At 76.8% G+C, this 21,728-nt stretch carries 22 protein-coding genes; 11 read left to right on the top strand and 11 right to left on the bottom strand.

All coding sequences use genetic code 11. The annotated features are described in order from the left end of the window. Positions 1 to 34: 34 nt before the first annotated feature. Together ACI789_RS13265 and ACI789_RS13260 are read right to left on the bottom strand one after the other, a co-directional pair. Positions 35 to 958, bottom strand: coding sequence for a cation diffusion facilitator family transporter (locus tag ACI789_RS13265; protein ID WP_457009690.1), 924 nt, complete (start codon positions 956 to 958; stop codon positions 35 to 37). Positions 959 to 1,152: 194 nt separating this feature from the next. After that, positions 1,153 to 2,232: a peptidoglycan DD-metalloendopeptidase family protein gene (locus ACI789_RS13260; protein WP_457009688.1), complete on the bottom strand. Its 1,080-nt coding sequence runs from the start codon at positions 2,230 to 2,232 to the stop codon at positions 1,153 to 1,155. A 292-nt stretch (positions 2,233 to 2,524) separates the two neighbouring features. On the opposite strand from ACI789_RS13260, the gene ACI789_RS13255 reads away from it, so the two are divergent. The 3 genes from ACI789_RS13255 (at position 2,525) to ACI789_RS13245 (ending at position 5,984) form a co-directional block, all read left to right on the top strand. Next, positions 2,525 to 3,706, top strand: coding sequence for an alcohol dehydrogenase catalytic domain-containing protein (locus tag ACI789_RS13255; RefSeq protein ID WP_456918952.1), 1,182 nt, complete (start codon positions 2,525 to 2,527; stop codon positions 3,704 to 3,706). 164 nt (positions 3,707 to 3,870) lie between these two features. Then, positions 3,871 to 5,073: an MFS transporter gene (locus tag ACI789_RS13250; RefSeq protein ID WP_457009686.1), complete on the top strand. Its 1,203-nt coding sequence runs from the start codon at positions 3,871 to 3,873 to the stop codon at positions 5,071 to 5,073. A 29-nt stretch (positions 5,074 to 5,102) separates the two neighbouring features. Further along, positions 5,103 to 5,984 carry an aldo/keto reductase family oxidoreductase gene (locus ACI789_RS13245; RefSeq protein WP_457009684.1) on the top strand — a complete coding sequence of 294 codons (882 nt, stop codon included), beginning with the start codon at positions 5,103 to 5,105 and terminating at the stop codon, positions 5,982 to 5,984. Between the two features lie 4 nt (positions 5,985 to 5,988). On the opposite strand, the gene ACI789_RS13240 is transcribed toward ACI789_RS13245, so the two are convergent. Then, positions 5,989 to 7,326, bottom strand: a complete 1,338-nt coding sequence (locus tag ACI789_RS13240; RefSeq protein WP_457009682.1) for a D-arabinono-1,4-lactone oxidase — start codon at positions 7,324 to 7,326, stop codon at positions 5,989 to 5,991. Between the two features lie 114 nt (positions 7,327 to 7,440). Between ACI789_RS13240 and ACI789_RS13235 the strand changes: the two genes are divergently transcribed. Further along, a complete protein-coding gene (locus tag ACI789_RS13235; RefSeq protein WP_457009680.1) occupies positions 7,441 to 8,667 on the top strand; it encodes an alanine racemase in 1,227 nt (408 codons plus the stop codon). Positions 8,668 to 8,781: 114 nt separating this feature from the next. On the opposite strand, the gene ACI789_RS13230 is transcribed toward ACI789_RS13235, so the two are convergent. Genes ACI789_RS13230 through ACI789_RS13220 form a run of 3 tightly spaced genes read right to left on the bottom strand, consistent with a single transcriptional unit; the run spans position 8,782 to position 11,070 of the window. After that, entirely contained in the window at positions 8,782 to 9,180 is a 399-nt protein-coding gene (locus ACI789_RS13230) for a hypothetical protein (RefSeq protein WP_457009678.1), read from the bottom strand. A 31-nt stretch (positions 9,181 to 9,211) separates the two neighbouring features. Continuing rightward, on the bottom strand, positions 9,212 to 10,831 hold the full coding sequence (locus ACI789_RS13225) for an ABC-F family ATP-binding cassette domain-containing protein (protein WP_457009676.1): 1,620 nt from the start codon (positions 10,829 to 10,831) through the stop codon (positions 9,212 to 9,214). A 44-nt stretch (positions 10,832 to 10,875) separates the two neighbouring features. Beyond that, complete coding sequence (locus tag ACI789_RS13220) at positions 10,876 to 11,070, bottom strand: three-helix bundle dimerization domain-containing protein (RefSeq protein ID WP_457009674.1); 195 nt, start codon at positions 11,068 to 11,070, stop codon at positions 10,876 to 10,878. Between the two features lie 190 nt (positions 11,071 to 11,260). Here ACI789_RS13220 and ACI789_RS13215 point away from each other — a divergent pair, with 190 nt between their 5' ends. Both ACI789_RS13215 and ACI789_RS13210 read left to right on the top strand, forming a co-directional pair. Continuing rightward, entirely contained in the window at positions 11,261 to 12,556 is a 1,296-nt protein-coding gene (locus tag ACI789_RS13215) for a phosphoribosyltransferase family protein (protein WP_457009672.1), read from the top strand. 5 nt (positions 12,557 to 12,561) lie between these two features. Further along, positions 12,562 to 13,668, top strand: a complete 1,107-nt coding sequence (locus tag ACI789_RS13210) for a CapA family protein (RefSeq protein WP_457009670.1) — start codon at positions 12,562 to 12,564, stop codon at positions 13,666 to 13,668. Positions 13,669 to 13,674: 6 nt separating this feature from the next. On the opposite strand, the gene ACI789_RS13205 is transcribed toward ACI789_RS13210, so the two are convergent. The 4 genes from ACI789_RS13205 to ACI789_RS13190 are packed head-to-tail and all read right to left on the bottom strand — an operon-like array spanning position 13,675 to position 15,607. Continuing rightward, positions 13,675 to 14,097 carry a DUF1801 domain-containing protein gene (locus ACI789_RS13205; RefSeq protein ID WP_457009668.1) on the bottom strand — a complete coding sequence of 141 codons (423 nt, stop codon included), beginning with the start codon at positions 14,095 to 14,097 and terminating at the stop codon, positions 13,675 to 13,677. An 11-nt stretch (positions 14,098 to 14,108) separates the two neighbouring features. Continuing rightward, positions 14,109 to 14,234 carry a hypothetical protein gene (locus tag ACI789_RS13200; RefSeq protein ID WP_456918941.1) on the bottom strand — a complete coding sequence of 42 codons (126 nt, stop codon included), beginning with the start codon at positions 14,232 to 14,234 and terminating at the stop codon, positions 14,109 to 14,111. A gap of 31 nt (positions 14,235 to 14,265) precedes the next feature. Next, positions 14,266 to 14,844: a class I SAM-dependent methyltransferase gene (locus ACI789_RS13195; protein WP_457009665.1), complete on the bottom strand. Its 579-nt coding sequence runs from the start codon at positions 14,842 to 14,844 to the stop codon at positions 14,266 to 14,268. Between the two features lie 13 nt (positions 14,845 to 14,857). Then, positions 14,858 to 15,607 carry an SDR family NAD(P)-dependent oxidoreductase gene (locus ACI789_RS13190; RefSeq protein WP_456918939.1) on the bottom strand — a complete coding sequence of 250 codons (750 nt, stop codon included), beginning with the start codon at positions 15,605 to 15,607 and terminating at the stop codon, positions 14,858 to 14,860. A 311-nt stretch (positions 15,608 to 15,918) separates the two neighbouring features. On the opposite strand from ACI789_RS13190, the gene ACI789_RS13185 reads away from it, so the two are divergent. From ACI789_RS13185 to ACI789_RS13165, 5 genes are all read left to right on the top strand, one after another. Further along, complete coding sequence (locus ACI789_RS13185; RefSeq protein ID WP_457009663.1) at positions 15,919 to 16,839, top strand: hypothetical protein; 921 nt, start codon at positions 15,919 to 15,921, stop codon at positions 16,837 to 16,839. 87 nt (positions 16,840 to 16,926) lie between these two features. Beyond that, the gene (locus ACI789_RS13180) at positions 16,927 to 18,402 is read left to right on the top strand and encodes a hypothetical protein (protein WP_457009661.1); all 1,476 of its coding nucleotides are present in this window, start codon (positions 16,927 to 16,929) and stop codon (positions 18,400 to 18,402) included. A gap of 99 nt (positions 18,403 to 18,501) precedes the next feature. Next, the gene (locus ACI789_RS13175) at positions 18,502 to 19,041 is read left to right on the top strand and encodes a GNAT family N-acetyltransferase (RefSeq protein WP_457009659.1); all 540 of its coding nucleotides are present in this window, start codon (positions 18,502 to 18,504) and stop codon (positions 19,039 to 19,041) included. A 38-nt stretch (positions 19,042 to 19,079) separates the two neighbouring features. Then, positions 19,080 to 20,171 (top strand): winged helix DNA-binding domain-containing protein, encoded by a 1,092-nt coding sequence (locus ACI789_RS13170; RefSeq protein WP_457009657.1) that lies wholly within the window; start codon positions 19,080 to 19,082, stop codon positions 20,169 to 20,171. 48 nt (positions 20,172 to 20,219) lie between these two features. Beyond that, on the top strand, positions 20,220 to 21,191 hold the full coding sequence (locus ACI789_RS13165) for an aldo/keto reductase (protein ID WP_457009655.1): 972 nt from the start codon (positions 20,220 to 20,222) through the stop codon (positions 21,189 to 21,191). On the opposite strand, the gene ACI789_RS13160 is transcribed toward ACI789_RS13165, so the two are convergent. Beyond that, a complete protein-coding gene (locus ACI789_RS13160) occupies positions 21,076 to 21,645 on the bottom strand; it encodes a DUF2127 domain-containing protein (protein WP_457009653.1) in 570 nt (189 codons plus the stop codon). The two genes, ACI789_RS13165 and ACI789_RS13160, sit on opposite strands and share 116 nt — an antisense overlap. Positions 21,646 to 21,728: the final 83 nt, after the last annotated feature.

The raw sequence follows: 21,728 nt of genomic DNA, 5'->3' as shown, positions 1-21,728 counted from the left end.
CGAGCCTGCGAGGCGTGGGGGAAAGGGTGGTCCTTCAATCGTGGACGGGCGCCTCGTGCCCGGCGTGCGCCTCGCCCTCCAACTGGAAGGTGCAGTGCTCGACGTCGAAGTGGCTGCCCAGGCACGCGCAGAGGGCGTCGAGCACCCGTCCCCCGTGCCCGGCCTCGAGCGCCTCGTCGGTGACGACGACGTGCGCGGAGAGCACCGGCAGGCCCGAGGTGATGGTCCAGGCGTGCAGGTCGTGGACGTCGAGGACGCCGTCGACACCGAGGATGTGCGCCCGCACCTCGTCGAGGTCGACCCCGCGGGGCGCGGCCTCCAGCAGGACGTCCACGGCCTCCCGGAGCAGGGACCAGGCGCGGGGCAGCACCAGCGCGGCGATGACCAGGGACGCCACGGTGTCGGCCGGCGTCCAGCCGGTCGTGGCGACGACGACGGCGGCGACGATGACCGCGACCGAGCCGAGCGCGTCGCCGAGCACCTCGAGGTAGGCGCCGCGGACGTTGAGCGAGTCTCTCCGCCCGCGGTGCAGGAGGGCCAGGCCACCGAGGTTGACCACGAGGCCGGCCGCGGCGACGGCCAGCATGACGCCCGAGCCGATCTCCGGCGCGTCGCCGATGCGGCGCACCGACTCCACCACCACGTAGCCGGCCACCCCGACCAGCAGCAGGCCGTTGGCGACCGCGGCGAGGATCTCCACCCGCTGCCAGCCGAAGGTCCGCCGTCCGCAGGCGGGCCGCTGCGCCAGGGAGACCGCGCCCAGGGCCAGTGCCACGCCGAGCGCGTCGGTGGCCATGTGGCCGGCGTCGGCGAGCAGCGCGAGCGACCCCGAGACGACGGCGCCGACGACCTCCGCGGCCATGACCGCGACGGTCAGGCCGAGGACGACGGCCAGCCGCCGGCGGTACTGCGCCGAGGCGGTGGCCGGGCCGTGGGCGTGGCCGTGGTCGTGGCCCATCAGCCGCCCACCTCCGTCCCGCGCCGCACACCGGGCAGTCTCCCCCACCCGGCGGCGGGCGCGGGTGGCCCCGGCCCGGTGACGTGCCGGAACGGCCCCGCTGCAGGGCTCCGAGCTCGGTGACGTGCTGGAACGGCCCCCTTGCAGGGCCCCGCCGCGAGCGCGCGAGCGGCGGGGGGCAAGGGGGTCCTTCTTCAGATCTGGACGCCGCGCTCCCGGAGCCACGGCAGCGGGTCGATCTTCTGGCCGTTGACGCCACCGACGTGCACCTCGAAGTGCAGGTGCGGCCCGGTGGACTGGCCGCGGTTGCCGAGCAGCGCGATCGTGTCCCCGGCACGGACGACCTGGCCGGGCGTGACGAGGATCTGCTCCATGTGCCCGTAGACGGTGACGTCGCCGTTCTCGTGCTGGATGTAGACGGCGTTGCCGTAACCACTGGCCGGGCCGGCCTCGAGGACGATCCCGTCCGCCGCGGCGTACTCGGGGGTCATCATGGGCGCGGCGAGGTCGATGCCCGCGTGCAGGGTGCCCCAGCGGGCCCCGAAGGTGCTGCTGAGCCGGGCGCCGGCGACGGGCAGCACGGCCTTGGGCCGGGCGGCCTCCGCGGCGGCCTCGGCGGCCAGCCGGTCGGCCTCGGCCTGGGCCTGCGCGGCGGCGGCCTGCTCGGCCTCGCGCGCGGTGCGGCTGGCGGTCATCTCCTCCAGCCGGGCCTCGTCGGACGCCTCGACCGCGGCCGGCGACTGGCTGTCCAGGCCCAGCTCCGCGGCGACGCTCACCGAGCGGCTGACCGACTCGGCGTCGGCCTGCGCGACGCGGTCACCCACGGAGAACACCCCGAGACCGGCGGCCCCGACGAGGGCGGCGGCGAGGTACATCGCGGGACGGCGGTGCCGCGCCGGCGGCGCCGTGCGACGGAGGCGGCCGTGCCGCCCGCCGGTCGCGGCGGCCCCGGCCTGCGGGCGGGTGTCCTCGGTGCGGACCCCGGGGAGGTCGATGCCGGCCCGGGCGGCGGCCTCGGCCTGACCCGTGAGGTCGGCGAGGTCGGTGACCTCGGCCAGCGTGCGCGCCGGCCGGTCGCCGGACGTCCGAGGAGCGGGCTCTCCCGACGGCTGCGCATCCCCCGTGCGCGGCGTCGGGGTGGTCTGCGTCGACGCCTCGGTCGCGGGCTGCCGCCGGGAGGACGGGGCCGCGGCCGGGATCTCAGCGGGGGTCGCAGCGCCCGGGGCGGGCACCGGCCCCTCGGTGAGGAGGCGGTCGGAGTGGAGCGGAGTCATGCACCTGGCTTCCGGAGGGGACAGGGGGTCGTCGTGCGGTGCCCGGGGGAGCGGGCGGGGCCCATGTAAACACGTCGTTATCGTTTCGTGATTGGAATACAGGGGCATTGACCTGCGGTTTCGTGATCCGCGCCACAGGTTTGCACTGTTGTCATTCAACTCGGCGTATATCCTTCATCACGTTGAGTAGCTGACTCGCCGGGGCGGGTTGGATGCAGGGGCGATGCAGGTCACGACCGGGCAGGAGGGGCTTGATCGCGCCCTTGACAGCCCGACCGGAGGAGCACACTCCATGCGCGCAGTGACTTGGCACGGCCGTGCCGACGTCCGGGTGGACACCGTCCCGGACCCGACGATCCAGGAGCCCACCGACGTCGTCATCGAGGTCACCTCGAGCGGCATCTGCGGGTCGGACCTGCACCTGATCGAGGTGATGGCGCCGTTCATGACCGTCGGCGACGTCATGGGCCACGAGCCGATGGGCATCGTCCGCGAGGTCGGCTCCGAGGTCACCGCCGTCAAGCCCGGTGACCGGGTCGTCGTCCCCTTCAACATCTCCTGCGGCACCTGCTGGATGTGCTCGCAGGGGCTGCAGTCCCAGTGCGAGACCACGCAGAACCGCGACAAGGGCTTCGGGGCGTCCCTGTTCGGCTACACGAAGCTCTACGGGCAGGTCCCCGGGGGACAGGCCGAGTACCTGCGGGTGCCGTTCGGCAACACGCTGCCGATCAAGGTCCCCACGGGGCTCCCCGACGACCGCTTCGTCTACCTCTCCGACGTCCTGCCCACGGCCTGGCAGGCGGTCCAGTACGCCGCCGTACCCCCGGGCGGGACGCTCCTGGTCCTGGGCCTGGGCCCGATCGGCGACATGTGCACCCGCATCGCCCACCACCTGGGCATCGAGAAGGTGTACGCGTCCGACATCGTCCCCGAGCGGCTCGCCCGGGCCGCCGCCCGCGGCACCGAGGTCATCCGCTCCACCAGGAAGGACGACGTCGTGCAGGCCATCCAGGACGCGACGGAGGGCCGCGGCGCCGACGCCGTGATCGACGCCGTCGGCATGGAGGCACACGGCTCCCCACTGGCCTCGATCGCGCAGAAGGCGACCGCGGTGGTGCCCGACGCGATCATGGAGCGGGTCATGCAGGTCGCCGGCGTCGACCGGCTGGCCGCGCTCAACGCCGCGATCGACGCCGTCCGCCGCGGCGGGACCATCTCGCTGTCGGGCGTCTACGGCGGCGCGACCGACCCGCTGCCGCTGATGCGGATGTTCGACAAGCAGATCCAGCTGCGCATGGGCCAGGCCAACGTGTGGCGCTGGGTGCCCGACATCCTGCCGATCCTCACCGAGGGCGACCCCCTCGGCGTGGACGACTTCGCCACCCACCACGTGCCGCTCGAGCAGGCGCCGGAGGCCTACGCCAACTTCCGGGAGAAGAAGGACGGCGCGGTCAAGGTGCTGCTCAAGCCCTGACCTCCCGGCCGGGCCCCGGACGCCGGGTGTGAGGAGACCCACCCGGCGTTCGGGGCATGCCTGTGCGGGGCACTGACTTGCCCTGAGAGAGGGTCGGAACCGACCCCGGCAGGACGACGCAGTCCGAGCCACACCCGAAGTCGTCGTCCCCCAGGAGTTCCTCCGTGCCCCGCGGTCTGCTCGCCCTCGCCATCGGCGCCTTCGGCATCGGCACCACCGAGTTCGTCGTGATGGGCATGCTGCCCGAGATCGCCGGCGGACTCGGGGTCTCGGTGTCCGCCGTCGGCATGCTCATCTCCGCCTACGCGATCGGCGTGGTCGTCGGCGCCCCCACGCTGACCGCGCTGGGCGTGCGCTTCTCGCCCCGCCAGACGCTGGTCGGCCTCATGGTGGTCTTCGTCGTCGGCAACGCGCTGTCGGCGCTGGCCCCGACCTACGAGACGCTGGCCGCCGCCCGCGTCCTCGCCGCGCTGGCTCACGGCTCGTTCTTCGGCGTGGGTGCGGTCGCCGCGCGCCGGCTGGTCGCCCCCGACCGGGCCGCCCAGGCCATCTCGCTGATGATGGTCGGCCTGACGCTGGCCAACGTGATCGGCGTGCCCGTCGGCACCTTCGTGGCCCAGCAGACCAGCTGGCGGGTGGTGCTCGGCGCCGTCGCCGTCATCGGCCTGGTCACCATCGCCGGCCTGCTCGCCTGGCTGCCCCGCGACCTCGGGGAGCCCGGCGACCTGCGCAGCGAGCTCGCCGCCTTCCGGCGCGGCCAGGTGTGGCTGGTGCTGGGGCTGACGATGGTCGGCTTCGCCGCGCTGTTCGCCGTCTACAGCTACGTCAGCCCGATCCTCACCGAGCTCGGCGGCATCCCGGTCGAGTGGGTGACGCCGGTCCTGGCGCTGTTCGGCATCGGCACCACCGTGGGCACCCTGGTCGGCGGCCGGTTCGGGGACCGCTTCGGCTTCTCTTTCGTCGCGGTCGGGCTGGTGGGCACGGCCGTCGTCCTCGTCGCCTTCGCCTTCCTCGCCCGGACGCCGGTCGCCGCGGTGGCGCTGCTGGTGCTGTTCGGGGCCATCGCCTTCTCCCTGGGCCCGGTCGTGCAGAACGGCGTCATCGAGGCCGCGCAGGTGCGGGGCGGCAGCCTGGTGTCGGCGGCCAACCAGGCCGCGTTCAACGTGGCCAACGCCGTCGGTGCGGCCCTGGGCGCGCTGGTCCTCTCGCTGGGGCTGGGCTACACCGCGCCGATGTGGGTCGGTGCCGTCGTCGCGGTGGTCGGCGCCGGGATCGCCGTCCTCGCCCGGTCGGTGGGCCGGGCCGAGGCCACCCCGGCCGCCCTCGAGCCGCGGCCGGCCGACACCGTGTGCCAGACCGCAGCCTGACGATGCGACCGCCGGGGTAGGGCCCCCTCATGACCACCATCACGGCGGAACGGTCCGGACAGGCTCCCCTCGGCGACCGGTCGGTGCACCGGCTGGGCTACGGCGCGATGCAGCTCGCCGGCCCGCACGTCATGGGCCCGCCGGCCGACCGTGACGCCGCCGTCGCCGTCCTCCGCCGGGCGGTCGAGCTCGGTGTGGACCACATCGACACCAGCGACTACTACGGCCCGCACGTCACCAACGAGATCATCCGCGAGGCGCTGCACCCCTACCCCGACGACCTCGTCATCGTCACCAAGGTGGGGGCGCGGCGGACGCCGGAGGGCGGCTGGCCCGAGGCCCTCTCCTCCGACGAGCTCCGCTCGGCGGTCGAGGACAACCTGCGCCACCTGGGCGTGGACGCCCTGGACGTGGTGAACCTGCGGATGCCCGGGTTCGCCGAGCCGGTGGAGCGCTCGCTGGCCGAGCCGTTCGAGGCCCTGGCGAAGATGCAGCGGGAGGGGCTGGTCCGGCACCTCGGCGTCAGCAACGTGACGACGCAGCAGCTGGCCGAGGCTCAGTCGATCGCACCGGTGGTCTGCGTGCAGAACCACTACAACCTGGTGCACCGGCACGACGACCCGATGATCGACGCGCTCTCCCGCGAGGGGATCGCCTACGTGCCCTTCTTCCCGCTGGGCGGGTTCACCCCGCTGCAGTCGGCGGCGCTGGAGACGGTCGCCCGCCGGCTGGAGGCCTCCCCCATGCAGGTCGCCCTGGCCTGGCTGCTCGCCCGCAGCCCGAACGTGCTGCTCATCCCCGGCACCTCGTCGGTGGCCCACCTCGAGGAGAACCTGACCGCAGCCGCGCTGGTGCTGGGCCCCCGCGAGCTCGAGGAGCTCGACGCCATCGGGGGCACGCCCACGGCATGAGGGGTCAGCGGCCGGGCGCCGGGCCGAGCACCCGGTCGAGGTGGTCGTTGGCCAGGACGCCGGTCGGGTCGAGCCGGTCGCGGACGGCGAGGAACTCGTCGAACCGGGGATAGCGCTGCAGGAGCAGGTCGGCGTCCAGGCCGTGCAGCTTGCCCCAGTGGGGGCGCCCGCCGACCGCGCCGGCGATCTCCTCCAGCGCGGCGAACCAGGGGCCCGGGTCGGTCGCGGCCGGGACGTGGGCGGCGACGTAGGCGGTGTCGCGGCCCGAGGCGGTCGACAGCGGGATGTCGTCGGCCGCGGCGAGCCGCACCTCGACCGGGAACGCGGTGCGCCAGTCGCCGGCCTCGTGCACCCGCCGCAGCTCGGCCAGCACCGCCGGCGCCTGCGCCCGCGGAACGGCGTACTCCATCTCGAGGAAGCGCACCCGCCGGCGGCTGACGAAGACCCGGTGGGAGTGGTCGGTCCAGCTGCGGGCGCCCAGCGCGCGGGCGGAGGCCCGGGCCAGCGGCGGCACCAGCGCGGGCACCCGCCGTCCGGCCGCGACCACCCCGGCGAAGGCCGCGTTGGCCAGGACCTCGTCGTCCCACACCGCGCGCCACCGCGGCAGCGGGTCGAGCCCCTCCGCCAGCGGGACCCGGGTGTTGCACTTGACCAGCGTCGCGTCGGTGTGCGGGAACCAGTAGAACTCGACGTGGTCGGCGCAGGTCATCAGCGTCTCGAAGCCCCGCAGGGCGGTGGTGAGCCGGCCCGGCCCCTCCACCGCGTGCAGCGCGAACGCAGGCTCGGCCTGCAGGGTCACCGCGGTGACCACGCCCAGCGCGCCGAGCCCCACGCGGGCGGCGGCGAACACCTCGGGGTGGGTGTCCGCGTCGCAGTGCAGCAGCTCGCCGGCCGGGGTCACCAGGTCCAGCGCGCGCACCTGGGTGGCCAGCCCGCCGAAGCGCGCACCGGTGCCGTGCGTGCCGGTGGCCAGCGCGCCGGCGACGGTCTGCCGGTCGATGTCGCCGAGGTTGGTCAGCGCCCAGCCGGTGCGCGCGAGCTCCGCGGTGAGCCGGTACAGCGGGGTCCCCGCGCCCACGGTGACCAGGCCGTCGTCGCCCACCGAGACGCCGCACAGCTCGTCGAGGACCAGCGCGACGTCCTCGGGCCGCCCGATGGCCGAGAAGGAGTGGCAGCTGCCGACGGGCCGCACGCGCCGGCCGGCCTCGGCCGCGGCGGAGAGGACGGCGGCCACCTCGTCGGGGGACGTCGGGTGGACCACCACCACCGCCTCGGCCCGCTGGTTGCCCGCCCAGTTGCGCCACCGTCTGACGTCTGCGGGTTCCGCCGGTCCAGCCGCCACTCCGACCTCCTCCGCCGCGATCGGACCCCGGCACTCTGCCCGGGCGGGACTGCGCAGGTCAACGGCCCGTCCAGGGGGTTGACCCTCCGCTGTCGGGCGGCCACGCTCGCCCGCGTGACCGCCGTCCGCCCGCGCCCGGCCGAGGCGGCCCGCACCCGGCTGGACCGGGCCACCGCCGATCTGGACCCACCCCTGGCCGTGGTGGACCTCGACGCGCTCGACGCCAACGCCGCCGCCCTCGTCGCGCGGGCCGGTGGGCGGCCGATCCGGGTGGCGAGCAAGTCGGTGCGCAGCCGGGCGCTGCTGCGCCGGGTGCTGGCCCGGCCGGGCTTCGCGGGCGTGCTCGCCTACTCCCTGGCCGAGGCGCTGTGGTTGGCCGGCGGCGCGGACCCGGTCACCGACGACGCCGTGGTCGCCTACCCGTCGGTGGACCGGGCGGCGCTGCGGCGGCTGCTCGGCGACGAGGCGGCCGCGGCGCGGGTGACGGTCGTCGTCGACTCCACCGACCACCTCGACCTCGTCGACTCCGTCGTCCCGCCCGGACGGCGGCCGGCCGTGCGGGTCTGCCTCGACGTGGACGCCTCGTTCCGGGCCGTCCGCGGCCGGGTGCACGTCGGGGTGCGCCGCTCCCCCGTGCACGAGCCGGCGCAGGCCGCCGCGCTCGCCCGCGCCGTCGTGGCCCGCCCGGGGTTCCGGCTGGTCGGCCTCATGGCCTACGAGGCGCAGATCGCCGGCGTCCCGGACGCGCCGCCGGGCCGCCCCGCGCGCGGCCTGGCCGTCCGCGGGGTGCAGGCGCTCTCGGCCCGGGAGCTCATCGGCCGGCGGGCGGCCGCGGTGGCGGCGGTCGGCGCGGTGGCCCCGCTGGAGTTCGTCAACGGCGGGGGCACCGGGAGCCTGGAGCGGACCGCGGCCGACCCCTCGGTGACCGAGCTGGCGGCCGGCTCCGGGCTGTTCTGCCCGACGCTGTTCGACGGGTACCGCGCCTTCACCGCGCGCCCGGCCGCGCTGTTCGCCCTGCCGGTGACCCGGGTCCCGACGCCGGGGACCGTGACCGTGGCCGGGGGCGGCTGGATCGCGTCGGGCCCGCCCGGCGCGGACCGGGTCCCCTCCCCGGTGTTCCCCGCGGGGCTGCGGCTGCTGCGCGCCGAGGGCGCCGGGGAGGTGCAGACGCCGCTGCGCGGGCCGGGCGCGGCGCAACTGCGGGTCGGCGACCGGGTGTGGTTCCGCCACGCCAAGGCCGGGGAGCTGTGCGAGCACGTCGACGTCCTGCACACCGTCGCCGGCGACGCGCTCACCGGCACCGTGCCGACCTACCGCGGCGAGGGCCGGGCGTTCGGCTGAGGACGGCCCCTCGGCTCCCCTCGGCCCCCTCCCCGCGTTGATCATGGGGTTGTCGCAGCCGACACGGCAGGACACGCCGGGCGGGGCAGCGACAACCCCATGATCAACGGTCGCTCAGCCCTCCGGGTCCCCGGCCAGGGCTCGGGCGGCCGCGGCGTCGGCCGCGTCGAACCCGATCTCACCCACGGTGCCGTGCTGCGCGGCCTGGCCGTCGATCCACCGGCGGTGCGCCTCCCACGCCGACTGGCGGGTGGTGCCCAGCGCCTGCCCGATCTCGGCCCAGGACGCACCCGCCGACCGCGCCGTCCGCACGGTGAGCTGCCGCCCCTGGCCGGCCCGGCGGGCGATCACCTCGCCCAGCGCCAGCAGTTCCAGCGCCTCGGCGCGGTCCAGCGGGCGCGGCCCGCCGGCGTCGTCCGGATCGGCCAGCGAGTCGCGCGTGCGCAGCTCCTCGTACCGGCGGACGGCGGTCTGCAGCGTGTGCTCCCGCTCGAGGGTGTCCACGTCGACCATGCACCCAGCATCCGTCAGGACACCCTGACGGTCAACGGGTGCGGGCCACCCGCGTCTCGTCGAACACCGGCTCGGCCGACTCGTACACCCGGCCGTCGGCACCGAAGACCAGGAACCGGTCGAACGAGCGGGCGAACCACCGGTCGTGGGTCACGGCGAGCACCGTCCCCTCGAACGCGGCCAGCGCCTCCTCGAGCGCCTCGGCGGAGAGGACGTCGAGGTTGTCGGTCGGCTCGTCGAGCAGCAGCAGGGTCGCGCCGGAGAGCTCCAGGAGCAGCACCTGGAACCGTGCCTGCTGCCCGCCGGAGAGGGTCCGGAACTCCTGGTCGCCCTGCTCGGCCAGGCCGTAGCGGCGCAGCGCGGCCATCGCGCGGCCCCGGTCGACCCCCGGCCGGCCGGGCTCCCCGTGCCAGAGCAGGTCGACCAGCGTCCGGTCCAGCCACTCCGGGTGCGCGTGGGTCTGCGCGAAGAAGCCGGGGACGACGCGCGCGCCCAGCCGCCACGAGCCGCTGTGCCCGACGTCCTGCCCGGCCAGCAGCCGCAGGAAGTGCGACTTGCCCGCGCCGTTGGCCCCGAGGACGCCGACCCGGTCGCCGTACCAGACCTCCAGGTCGAACGGGCGCATCAGGCCGGTGAGCTCCAACTGATCGGCCATCACCGCCCGGACGCCGGTGCGCCCGCCGCGCAGCCGCATCGCCACCCGCTGCTCCGGCGGGCGGTCCGGCGGCGGCCCGGCCGCCTCGAACTTCGCCAGCCGGGTCTGCATCGCCCGGTAGCGGGAGGCCATGTCCGGCGAGTTGGCCGCCTGCTGCTGCAGCGTGCGGACCAGCTCGACCAGCCGCTGGTGCTCCTCGTCCCAGCGCCGCCGGAGCTCGGCCAGCCGGTCGTGCCGCGCCGTCCGGGCGTCGGCGTAGGTCGCGAACCCGCCGCCGTGCACCCACGCCGACCCGCCCTCGACGGTGACCACCCGGTCGGCGACCCGAGCCAGCAGCTCGCGGTCGTGGCTGACGAACAGCACCGTCTTGCGGGTCTCCAGCAGCCGCTGCTCCAGCCAGCGCTTCCCGGGGACGTCGAGGTAGTTGTCCGGCTCGTCGAGCAGCAGCACCTCGTCGGGCCCGCGCAGCAGCGCCTCCAGGGCCAGCCGCTTCTGCTCCCCGCCGGACAGCGTGGACAGCTCGCGGTACTTGCAGCGGTCGTAGGGCACGCCGAGCGCGGCGACGGTCACCGTGTCCCAGGTGACCTCGGCGTCGTAGCCCCCGGCGTCACCCCACTGCGCCAGCGCGTCGGCGTAGGTCAGCTGGGCGGCGTCGTCGTCGGTCTCCATGAGCGCGAGCTCGGCGGCCTCGACGGCGTCCCAGGCGGCGCGGACGGCGGGCGGGGAGAGCTCGACGAGGAACCGCTGCACCGTCGTGTCGTCGCGCACCGACCCGATGAACTGCCGCATCACGCCGAGCCCGCCGCTGCGGGCCACCGCGCCGGCCTCGGGTACGAGGTCGCCGGCGACGATCCGCAGCAGCGTCGTCTTGCCCGCGCCGTTCTCCCCCACCAGCGCCGCGCGGGCGCCCTCACCGATCCGGAAGGAGACGTCGTCGAGCAGCACCCGCCCGTCGGGCAGGGTGTGCCGCACCCCGGTCACGTCGACGTAGCCCACCCGGACATCGTCCGGACCGCCGCAACCGCGTTACGCCCGGGCCTTCAGGCGACCGACAACAGCCGCTCCCGCGCCAGACGCTCGACCAGCTCCGGCAGCGCCGTGGCCGGTACACCGCTGAGGTCCCGCCGGCAGTTGCGCACCACGGTGCCGATCACCTGTGGCCGCAGTCGCGTGTGGAACTCGTCGGCGAGCCGGGCGACGGCCTGGTCGACGGCGGGGTCGTCGGTCACGGTCATGCGGGAGCGCCTCCATGCGGCCCAGGGGTGCGAGGACGGGCGTTGGTCTGCACCCGTCGGCGGTCTGCACCACCGTGACGGGCGCTCCCGCGCGGGGCCAGGGACCTAGGTCCCCCGGGCTCCATCTGGGACCAACGTCCCCTGTCGGCGGCCCGGGCGGGCGCGGAGCATCGGGGGCGGGAGGTGGCTCGTGCCGTTTCCGGACCGCCGGGACGCCGGGCGGCGGCTGGCCCGGCGCCTGGACGCCCTGCGCGGCGGCGACGTCGTCGTCCTCGGCCTGCCCCGGGGCGGGGTCCCGGTGGCCGCCGAGGTCGCCCGCGCCCTCGGTGCGCCGCTGGACGTCGTCGTCGTGCGCAAGCTCGGCGTGCCGGTCCAGCCGGAGCTCGCCATGGGCGCCGTCGGCGAGGGCGGCGTCACGGTGGTCGACCGCCGGGTGGTCGCCCTGGCCGGCGTCGGGCCGGCCGACCTCGCGCGGGTGGAGCGGCGGGAGCGGGCCGAGCTGGACCGGCGCGCCCGCGCGTTCCGCGGCGACCGGCCGCCGGTGCCGCTCGCCGGCCGCACGGCGGTCGTCGTGGACGACGGGATCGCCACGGGGTCGACCGCGCGGGCGGCCTGCATGGTCGTCCGCGCGCAGGGCGCGGCTCGCGTCGTCCTGGCCGCCCCGGTGTGCGCCCGCGAGGGGACCCGGTCCCTGGAGCCGGAGGTCGACGAGCTGGTCTGCCTGGAGGTCCCCCGCCGGTTCGTCGCGGTGGGGCAGTTCTACGCGGACTTCCGCCCGACCGGGGACGACGAGGTGGTGGAGCTGCTGCGGGCGAGCCGCACCCCGGCCCGCGCCGACCGGGTCGAGGACGTCGAGGTGCCCGCCGGCGGGGTGCTGCTGGCCGGTTCCCTGACCGTGCCGGCGGGCGCCCGCGGGCTGGTCGTGTTCGCCCACGGCAGCGGCAGCAGCCGGCACAGCCCGCGCAACCGCCACGTCGCCGGGGTCCTGCAGGCCGCGGGCCTCGCCACCCTGCTGTTCGACCTGCTCACGCCGGCCGAGGAGGCCGACCGCGGCAGCGTCTTCGACATCCCGCTGCTGGCCGCCCGCCTCGGCGAGGTCACCGCGTGGCTGCGCACCGGCCCGGCGGTCCAGGGGCTGCCGGTCGGCTGCTTCGGCGCCAGCACCGGGGCCGCCGCCGCGCTCGTCGCGGCCGCCGACGACGACCGCGTGGCCGCCGTGGTGTCCCGCGGCGGCCGCCCGGACCTGGCCGGGGCGCGGCTGGGCGACGTCCGGGCGCCGACGCTGCTGATCGTGGGCGGCGCCGATCCGCAGGTGCTCGAGCTCAACCGGCAGGCGGCCGAACGGCTGCGGTGCACCCACCGGCTGGCCGTCGTCCCGGGCGCCACCCACCTGTTCGAGGAGCCCGGCACGCTGCAGGCGGCCGCCGAGCTGGCCCGCGACTGGTTCGCCGCCCACCTGACCCGCACACGCGAGCACAGCGGCTGAGCACGGTGACCGGCCGCCCGATGACGCTGTTCCTCAGCGGCGACGTGATGCTCGGCCGCGGCGTCGACCAGGTGCTCGCCTGCCCGGCCGACCCGGAGCTGCGCGAGCGGGCCGTCCGGGACGCCCGCACCTACGTCCGCCTCGCCGAGGAGGTCAACGGGCCGATCCGCCGTCCGCTGCCCGCGGCCGCGCCCTGGGGCGACCTGCTCGCCGTGCTCGACGCGGCAGCCCCGGACGCCCGCATCGTGAACCTCGAGACCAGCGTGACCGCCGACGGGGACTTCGCGCCCGGCAAGCCGGTCTGCTACCGAGTGCACCCGGCGAACCTGCCGTGCCTGGCGGCGGTGCGCCCGGACGTCTGCGTGCTGGCCAACAACCACGTGCTCGACTTCGGCCCCCGCGGTCTGGCCGACACCCTCGCTGCGCTCGCCGCGGCCGGGCTGCGGGTCGCCGGGGCGGGAGCCGACGAGGAGGCAGCGTGGGCGCCGGCGGTCGTCCCGCTGCCCGGCGGCCGCCGCCTGGTGGTGACCGCCTTCGGGACGCCGTCGAGCGGCATCCCGGCGGACTGGGCGGCGAGCGGACGACGCGGCGGCGTCGCCTTCCTCGACCGCCTCACCGCCGCTGCCGCGGACCGCGTCCTCGCCCGGGTGGCGGCGGTGCGGCGCCCGGACGACGTCGTCGTCGCCTCGGTGCACTGGGGGTCGAACTGGGGTTGGCCGGTGCCGCCGGACCAACCGCCGTTCGCCGCCCGCCTGGTCGACGGCGGGGTCCACGTGGTGCACGGCCACTCCTCCCACCACCCGCGCCCGGCCGAGGTGCACCGCGGCCGGCTGGTGCTGCACGGGTGCGGCGACCTCGTCGACGACTACGAGGGCATCGGCGGTCACGAGCACCACCGGCCGGACCTGCGGGTCGCGTGGCTGGTCACGCTCGGCCCCGACGGCGCCCTGACCGAGCTGCGGGGAACGGTCCTGCGGGCACGGCGGATGCGGCTGGAGCGTGCGCCGGCCGCCGACGCGGCGGAGCTGGCCGAGCGACTCAGCCGTGCCGGGAGCCGGTCCGCGCTGCGGCTGGCGCCGACGCCGGCCGGCGAGCTGGTCGGCCGCCCCTAGCGGCGGTCAGGCGGCGGCGTAGGCGTTGTGCCCGGCCGCGGTCGCGGCGACGGCGTCGCGCACCAGGGCGCTGAGCTCGGCCTCGTCGACCCGGTCCAGCGAGGCGAACCGGATGCAGCTCTTGCCGCAGGAGACCTTCCCGAGCCGCTCGGCCCGCGCCTCGGGCAGGTACTCCCCGTCGACGACGGCGCACACGTAGAGCGACAGGTGCCGCTTCTGCGCGGCCAGCGCGATGAGCGGCCACGTGGTCGTCTCCTTCGCCGACCGCGGCCGGTAGGGCATGAGCCCGTAACCCAGCACGCGGCCGCTGCCGACCGGCACCAGCTGCCGGTCGATCCCCGGCGCGGCGGCCGTGACCAGCGCGTCGGCGCGGCGCAGCTCCTCCTCGCGCGGACCCGCCGCGGCGAACCACTCCTCGATGTCGCTCATGCACCGCCTCCTCAGCCGAGAGCGAGGGACAGCACCGTCGCCCCGGCCGCGAGCACCAGGGCCAGCACGACCACCGCCGCGACGAGCCGCCGTCGCCGCTCGGCCCGCCGGCCACCGGCACCGCCCATCCCCATCACGGTCGGCACGGTACCGCCGGGTGGGGACCGTTCAGCTCCTCCGCCGTCCCCACAGCAGGGTGTCCAGCGCCGTGCCGGCCGGCGTGTCCCGGCGGACCTGCTCGAGCCGGTCGACGTCGAGCAGGTCCGCCACCGGCGCGAGCCGGTCGACGCTGGCCAGGATCGCCGGGTCCTGCGGGCCGCCGACGCCGTGTTCCGGGTTCGCCACGTCGTGGCCGAGGACGAGCAGCCGGCCGCCGGGCCGCAGCCAGCCGACCGCCCGGCGCAGCAGGGCGGTGGTGTCCGGCTCCGGCAGGTGCAGGTAGGCGACCAGCACCAGGTCCAGCGAACCGGGCGCGGTCTCCCACGTCAGGACGTCGGCGGTCACCCACTCGACGCGCGCGGCGCCCGGCCGGGCCTGCCCGCGGGCCAGCCCGGTGGCGGAGAAGTCGACGGCGGTCACCCGCCAGCCGCGCTCGGCGAGCCAGAGCGCGTGCCGTCCCTCGCCCGCCGCCAGGTCGACCGCGGCCCCGGGCGGGAGCTCCGCCAGCAGCTCGGCGACCAGCGCGTTCGGCCCCGGCGACCACTGCTGCTGCTCGGCGTAGCGCGCGTCCCAGTCGGCTGCCTGCACGACCGGGAGTCTGTCAGTGCAGGACCATCCCACCGGCGACGTTGAGCGCGTCGCCGGTCAGGTAGTCCGCGTCGCTGGAGGCCAGGAACAGCGCCGCGCGGGCGACGTCCTGCGGCTCGCCGAGGCGGCCGAGCGGGGAGAGCGCCGACCAGGTGGCCACCTCGGGGCGGCTGCGCGTCCCGGCGGCGGCCTGCTCGACGACGTGGCCCGGGCACAGGCAGTTGACGGTGATGCCGTGCGGGCCGAGCTCGTGCGCGGCGGCCCGGGTGAGCGCCATGACCGCGGCCTTCGACGCCGCGTAGTGCGCCTGGCCGCCGCCGGCGGTGCCGCCGGGGGTGGCCACGTTGACGACCTTGCCGGCGCAGTCGTCCCCCGGCGCCCGGAACCCGATCATGGCGCAGGCCGCGGCCTGGATGGCGACGAGCATCGACTGGGCGGGCATGGCGAACGGCTCCCCCAGCTCGGCGGGGTCCATCTCGAGCAGCGGCGCGAACCGCTGCACCCCGGCGTAGTTGACCAGGACGTCGATCCCGCCGAGGCCGGCGATCGCCTTCTCCATCGCCTCACGGGTGTCGGTGACGTCGGACAGGTCGACGCGGTAGGAGCGCCCGCGGACCTCCTCGCTCAGCCGGGCGGCCTCGTCGACCCGCGGGTCGAGGACCGCCACCGTCGCCCCCTCCGCGGCGAAGGTGCGGACGATCGCCGCGCCGATGTCGCGGGCGCCGCCGGTGACCACGACCCTGCGTCCGGACAGCCGCGTCACCGCGCGACCGGACCGGGACGGGCCGAGCGGGGAACCGGACCGGGACGTGCCGGGACCGGGGTGGAGTGGTTCATGGTGGGGTCTTCCGTCGGGTGCAGTCCGCGAGCGCGGTACCCACTCGCGGCGCGCAGTCACACGCCGAGAGCAACCGGACCTCGGCGTACCGCAACGGCGCCGGCGCCGGTCGGCGTCACGCTGCGTCACGGGTGGCCCGTGACGCCACCCGAAGAGGGGACGGCTCTCGACGCGCGGCCCGACCACGACGTTCCTAACCTCGGGTGAACGACCGATCACGCTGAGGAGGGGGAGCGATGTCCGACGGCACGCCGGCCCTCCCCCGCGCGGTTCGCGGGCGTCGGGTCCTGGCCCGGGCCGCACTCCTGGGCGGCCTCGGTCTGGGGTCGTGGCTGCTCGGGACGTCGTCCGCCGCGGCCGACGAGCCCCGCCACCTGCTCCCGGTCCCCTCGGCGGTCGCCGAGGTCGCGGAGTCCGCGCACACGCTGCCCCGGGCCCTCGCAGCCGAGGTCCCCGAGGTCGCCACCGCGCCCCTGGACACCGTCTCGCCGCCGGCCGACGACGCTCCGGCCGTCGCCGCGGTGACCGAGGCCGTGCGCGCCGTCGCCGAGCCGGTGGTCGCTCCCGTCCGTGCCGCCGTCCCGCAGGCGGTCCGGTCCGCGGCGGCAGCCGTCGCGCCGGTCACCGACGCGGTGCGGTCGTCGCTCGAGGCCGTCGTCCCGGCCGTGACCCCGCCGGTGCCCGGCGGCCTCGAGCGACCCGCGACCCCCGTCGCCGCGCCGGCGCCGGCGCCCGTGCCGGCCCCGACCCCCGCCGCCGGGCCCGGCGCCGCGGCGCAGCCGGCTCCCGGAACGGTCGATCCCGCCGCCGGGCAGGACCCGGCGGCCGCCGAGCCGGCGGTCCGCGCGCAGGCCGGGCCGCCCGCCGAATCGGTGCCGGCCGCCACCCCCGCTGCTGCGCACGACCACCCGCGCGCCGCGACCGCGCCGAGCACCCCGCCGGCGGCCCCGCTCACCCCGTGGCCGGGCGGCGGCGCACCGGCCCCGGCGGCGTCCGCCGCTCCCGCCGCCGCGGGCGGCTCCGCTCCCGACGCCGGCAGCGCCGTCCTGGCCGCGGGCGTGCCCGCCGCCGCCCTGGCCGCCGCCCGCGCCCGCTCCGCCGGAGCCCGCGACGCGGCCGGCGACACCGCCTCCGACCCGTCCTTCTCCCCCGACTGAGTGCCCCGCGCCGGCTCGCCCAGCCGGCACGGCACGCCACCGCCCCGTCCGGGGCCGGTGTCCACTCAGACCCGGAGAGAGACAGCGATGAACAGATGGGTGCACCGCGGCCTGCGGACCGCCCTGCTCACCGGTGGCCTGCTGGCCGCCGGAGCGGGCGTCGCCGCAGCCGACGTGAACGACGTCACCGCCGACGTGCTCGGCGGAACCACGACCGTCCCGGTCGAGGACGGCACCGTCCTGCACACCCCGGTCGTCACCGGGACCGGCGAGGACCTGACCGTCGGGGACGACGCCGGCGACGGCCCCACCCTCCCCGTCGACACGAACACCGAGCCCGGCACGACCGTCCTCGGGAACGACGGCGCCGGCGGGGGAAGCGTCCCCGTCCGCGTCACCGAGGCCGAGGACCCGGCTCCCGACGGTCCCCTCACCGTCACCGTCCCGGTCGGCACCTCCGGTGGGGGTACCGCCGGCACCACGGTCACCGTCCCGGTCGTCACCGGCGACCTCGGCGACGTCCTCGACGGCGACCCGACCACGGGCACCGCGGTCCACGTCGACCTGACCGACCCGGTCCAGCCGGGGACGGGCGGGTCCGGCGTGCTCGTCGACCTCGAGGACGCGGTGACCGTCGGCGACGGCGACCCGGCCACCGGGCGAGACACGGTGGTGGAGGCGCCGGTCTCGCTCGACCGGGACCGTCCTGCGACCGTCGACCTGCCGGTCCCGGGCACGGAGGAGGACGGCGGTCCGCTGTCCGGGAACTCCGTCGTGGTGGACGTCGGCGGGCTGCTGGGGACCGGCCGGCCCGACGAGGACCCGGACGGCGAGCCCGCCCTGAGCCTCCCGGTCGGGACCGGTGAGCTCCTCCCCGACCTGCTCGGCGGGGACGTGGCCTCCGACAGCACCGTCGACGTCGACCTCGGCGGGGGAACGGTGCTGGCCGTCCCGGTCGACGAGGGCGGCACGGGCACCGGCAGCGACCTCCTGGTGCGGGTCACCCTGCCGCTCGGCCGGTCCGGCCTGCTGGACGGCGAGGGCACCGGCACGGGCACCCCGCCCGGTGACGGCGGCACCGGCCCGTCGGGGACCGGGAACGGCTCCGGGACCGACGGCTCCGGGAACGGCTCCGGGGACGGCACCGGCGGCACGGAGGGCGGGACCGACGGCGCCGGGGACGGGAACGGCCCGGCGTCCGGCACCGGCGGCCCGGGCACCGGGTCCGACGGGAGCGGTACCGCGCGCGGCACCGGGACGGGCGGCGCCTCCGTCGCCGACTGCACCGGCACCGGTTCGCGGCCGGACGGGGACGTCGCCGGCACCGGGCCGGCCTCCGGCGGCCCCTCCGGCAACGCCGCCGCCGGCGATCCTGGCAGCCCGGTCGCGGCGACCGGGGACGCCTGCGGCACGGGCTCTCCGCAGGCCGTAACCACCCGGGCGGCGTCGGCCTCGGCGACGCCGACCGGGCCGCTGACGGCCTCGGCCGGCCTGCTGGCGATGGCCGGGCTCCTGCTGGCGGCCGGCCGCGGTCGGCTGTGGCGGGACCGGGCGCGGCCGTGACCGCTCCCCGGCGGTAGCCGTCCCCGGCGGCCCGGACGTCCCGCACGGCGTCCGGGCCGCCGGCGTGCGCGCGCTCCGGAGCGGCGGCATCGTGACCGGGTGCGTTCCCGGACGACGGCCCGCCTGGTCCCCTTCGAGCCGGAGCACCTGCTGGCGGTGCTGCCGTGGTTCGACTCCCCCGAGGTCCAGCGGCGGCTCGGCGGGCGCGAGTGGCCCGAGCGGGAGCTGGCGCTGCGCACCACCACCTGGACCGAGGAGTTCCGCGGTCGCCGGGTCCTGCGGTCGCACACCTTCGTGCTCGTCGACCCCGAGGGCCGCCCGGTGGCCCAGATCGGCGGGGACGTCTACGACCGGTGGACGACCTGGGACCCGGAGCGCGAGCGCGTCCTGTCCAGCGACCCCCGCCGGACGATGGGCGCGGCCTACGTCGTCGACCCCGGCCGGTGGGGGCAGGGCCACGGGCGGGCGGCACTGCGTGCGCTGGTCGACGCGCCGCAGACCGCCGACGTCGAGCAGTTCGTCCTGGGCATCGAGCCGGACAACACCGCCAGCCTGCGCGCCGCCGCCGCGGCGGGGTTCACCCGCCTCACCACCGAGCCCGATGCCGAGGACATGGTGTACCTCCGTCTGCTCCGCTGACCTGGGGAATCGTCGGACCGGCCTGCCAGGCTGCCGGCATGACTCCGGCCCGCGAGACGACGGCCCGCGAGACGACGGCCCGCGAGCTCGCGCTGCTGCGGCTGGTGGCCCAGCGGATCGCCGGGCCCCGGCCGGCCACGGCCGCCGAGGCGGTGCGCGGGCTGCTGTGCGTGCAGGCGCAGGACCTGCCCGGCGCCCTGACCTCCGTGGCCCTGCGGACGGCGCAGCGGTCGCGGGCCGGGGTGGAGGCGGCGCTGGACGCCGGCGAGGTGGTCCGCTCGTGGCCGATGCGCGGCACCCTGCACCTGGTCGCCGCCGAGGACCTGCCCTGGCTGCTGGAGCTGCTCGCACCGCGGGCGCTGGCCGGCGGCGCCGGCCGCCGGGCCGGACTGGGGCTCACGCCCGGGGACCACGCGGCGGCCCGGGAGGCGGCGGTGGCCGCGCTGACCGGAGGACGCCGCTGCCGCCGGCGGGAGCTGCTCGCCGTCCTCACCGCGGCCGGCCTGGACGTCTCCGGGCAGCGGGGTCCGCACCTGCTGGGGGTCCTCTGCCAGACCGGGGTGCTCTGCCTCGGGCCGCGCGAGGGCGCCGAGCAGGCGTTCGTGCTGCTCGACGAGTGGGTCCCCGCGCCGCGCCGGCCCGACCGCGCCGAGGCGCTGGCCGAGCTCGCCCGCCGGTTCGCCGTCGGCCACGGCCCGGCCACCGCCGCCGACCTCGCCCGCTGGGCCGGGCTGCCGCTGACCGAGGCGCGGGCCGCGCTCGCCGCCGTCCGCTCGGAGCTGGCGGCGGTGGAGGTCGACGGCCGCGAGTACCTCCTGGCGCCGCAGACCCCCGACCTGCTGGCGGAGCACCGCGCCGAGGCCGCGGGGCTGTTCCTGCTGCCCGGCTTCGACGAGTTCGTCCTGGGTTACGCCGACCGCAGCTGCGCTGTCCCGCCGCAGTTCGCCGACCGCATCGCGCCGGGCGGCAACGGGCTGTTCCGGGGCACCGTCGTCCACCGCGGGCAGGTGGTGGGCACCTGGCGCTGGGAGGGCCGGGGTGCCCGCCGGACGGTCGCCGCGACGCCGTTCACCGCCTTCTCCGGGGAGGTCGCCGCGGCCGTCCCCGGCGCGGCGGCGGAGCTGCCGTGACGCGGTGCCGGGGTGGCCGCGGCCGGGGGGCCGGGGTTGGGTGGGGCCATGGAGTACACCCGCCTGGGGAACACCGGTCTGGAGGTCTCGCGGCTCTGTCTCGGGATGATGAGCTTCGGCGACCCGGCCCGCGGCAACCACCCGTGGAGCCTGCCGGAGGAGGACAGCCGCCGGCTGATCGAGAAGGCGGTCGCCGCGGGCATCACCTTCTTCGACACCGCGAACGTCTACTCGGACGGGTCGAGCGAGGAGATCACCGGCCGGGCGATCCGCGACTTCACCGACCGCGACGACGTCGTCCTGGCCACCAAGGTGCACGGCCGGATGCGCCCGGGCCCCAACGGCGCGGGGCTCTCCCGCAAGGCGATCCTGCGCGAGCTCGAGGACAGCCTGCGCCGGCTGCGCACCGACCACGTCGACCTCTACCAGATCCACCGCTGGGACCCGCACACGCCGATCGAGGAGACCCTGGAGGCGCTGGACGCCTGCGTCCGCTCGGGCAAGGTGCGCTACCTCGGCGCGTCGTCCATGTGGGCCTGGCAGTTCAGCAAGGCGCTGTACCTGGCCGGTGGGCACGGCTGGCACCGGTTCGTGTCGATGCAGGACCACTACAACCTGCTCAACCGGGAGGAGGAGCGGGAGGTGCACCCGCTGTGCGCCGACCAGGGCATCGGCGTTCTCCCGTGGAGCCCGCTGGCCCGCGGCCGGCTGACCCGCGACTGGGAGGAGTCGACTCCCCGCTCCGAGTCCGACGCGTTCGGCCGCACGCTGTACGACGAGGCCGGCGACCGCGCCGTCGTCGAGCGGGTCGCCGAGGTGGCCGCCGAGCGCGGCGTGCCGCGGGCGCAGGTGGCGCTGGCCTGGGTGCTGGCCAAGCCGGTGGTCACCGCGCCGATCGTCGGCGTCACCAGGGACGCGCACCTCGACGACGCCGTCGCGGCGGTCGACCTGCACCTGACCGACGAGGAGATCGCACGGCTCGAGGAGCCCTACCGGCCCCACGCGGTCGTCGGGTTCTGAGCAGCCGCCGGTACTCGCGCACCACGAGGACGGCGATCACGAGGTCGAGCGCGGCGGCGACCCACAGCAGCACCGACCCCGTGCCCAGGGCCCGGTGGGCCTCGTAGGCGACGAAGACCCCGAGGACGCCGACCGCCACCGGGTAGGCGGGCCTGATCTCCCGCAGCAGGGCGACGACCAGGCCGAGCTTCACCAGGCCGTGCAGCGTGAGGTACGCGATCGCGAACGTCCGGTCGCCGCCGGCCAGCGCGGCCTCCCCCGCGGCGAACCGCTCGGCCAGCGTGCCGCGGGGACTGCCGAGCAGGTGGTGCTCGACCACCCGGCGGGTCAGCCCGGCGAGCGCCTGCGGTCCCGCGACGGCGAGCGCGAGGCCCGCGAGCAGTTCGACCGCGCCGTCGAGGCCCTTGAGGATCAGCGCGGCGTGCAACAGCCGGTCGGTGGTCGTGTTCGGCATGGTGCTCGGAGCGGCGGACGCCGTCCAGGGACCGGGGTCGCAGATCACGCCGCCGCCGGGCGGTGCGGGGCCCGCGCAGCGGT

Source organism: Geodermatophilus sp. SYSU D00965 (assembly GCF_054050075.1).
This window is presented reverse-complemented; position numbering and strand designations above follow the sequence as displayed.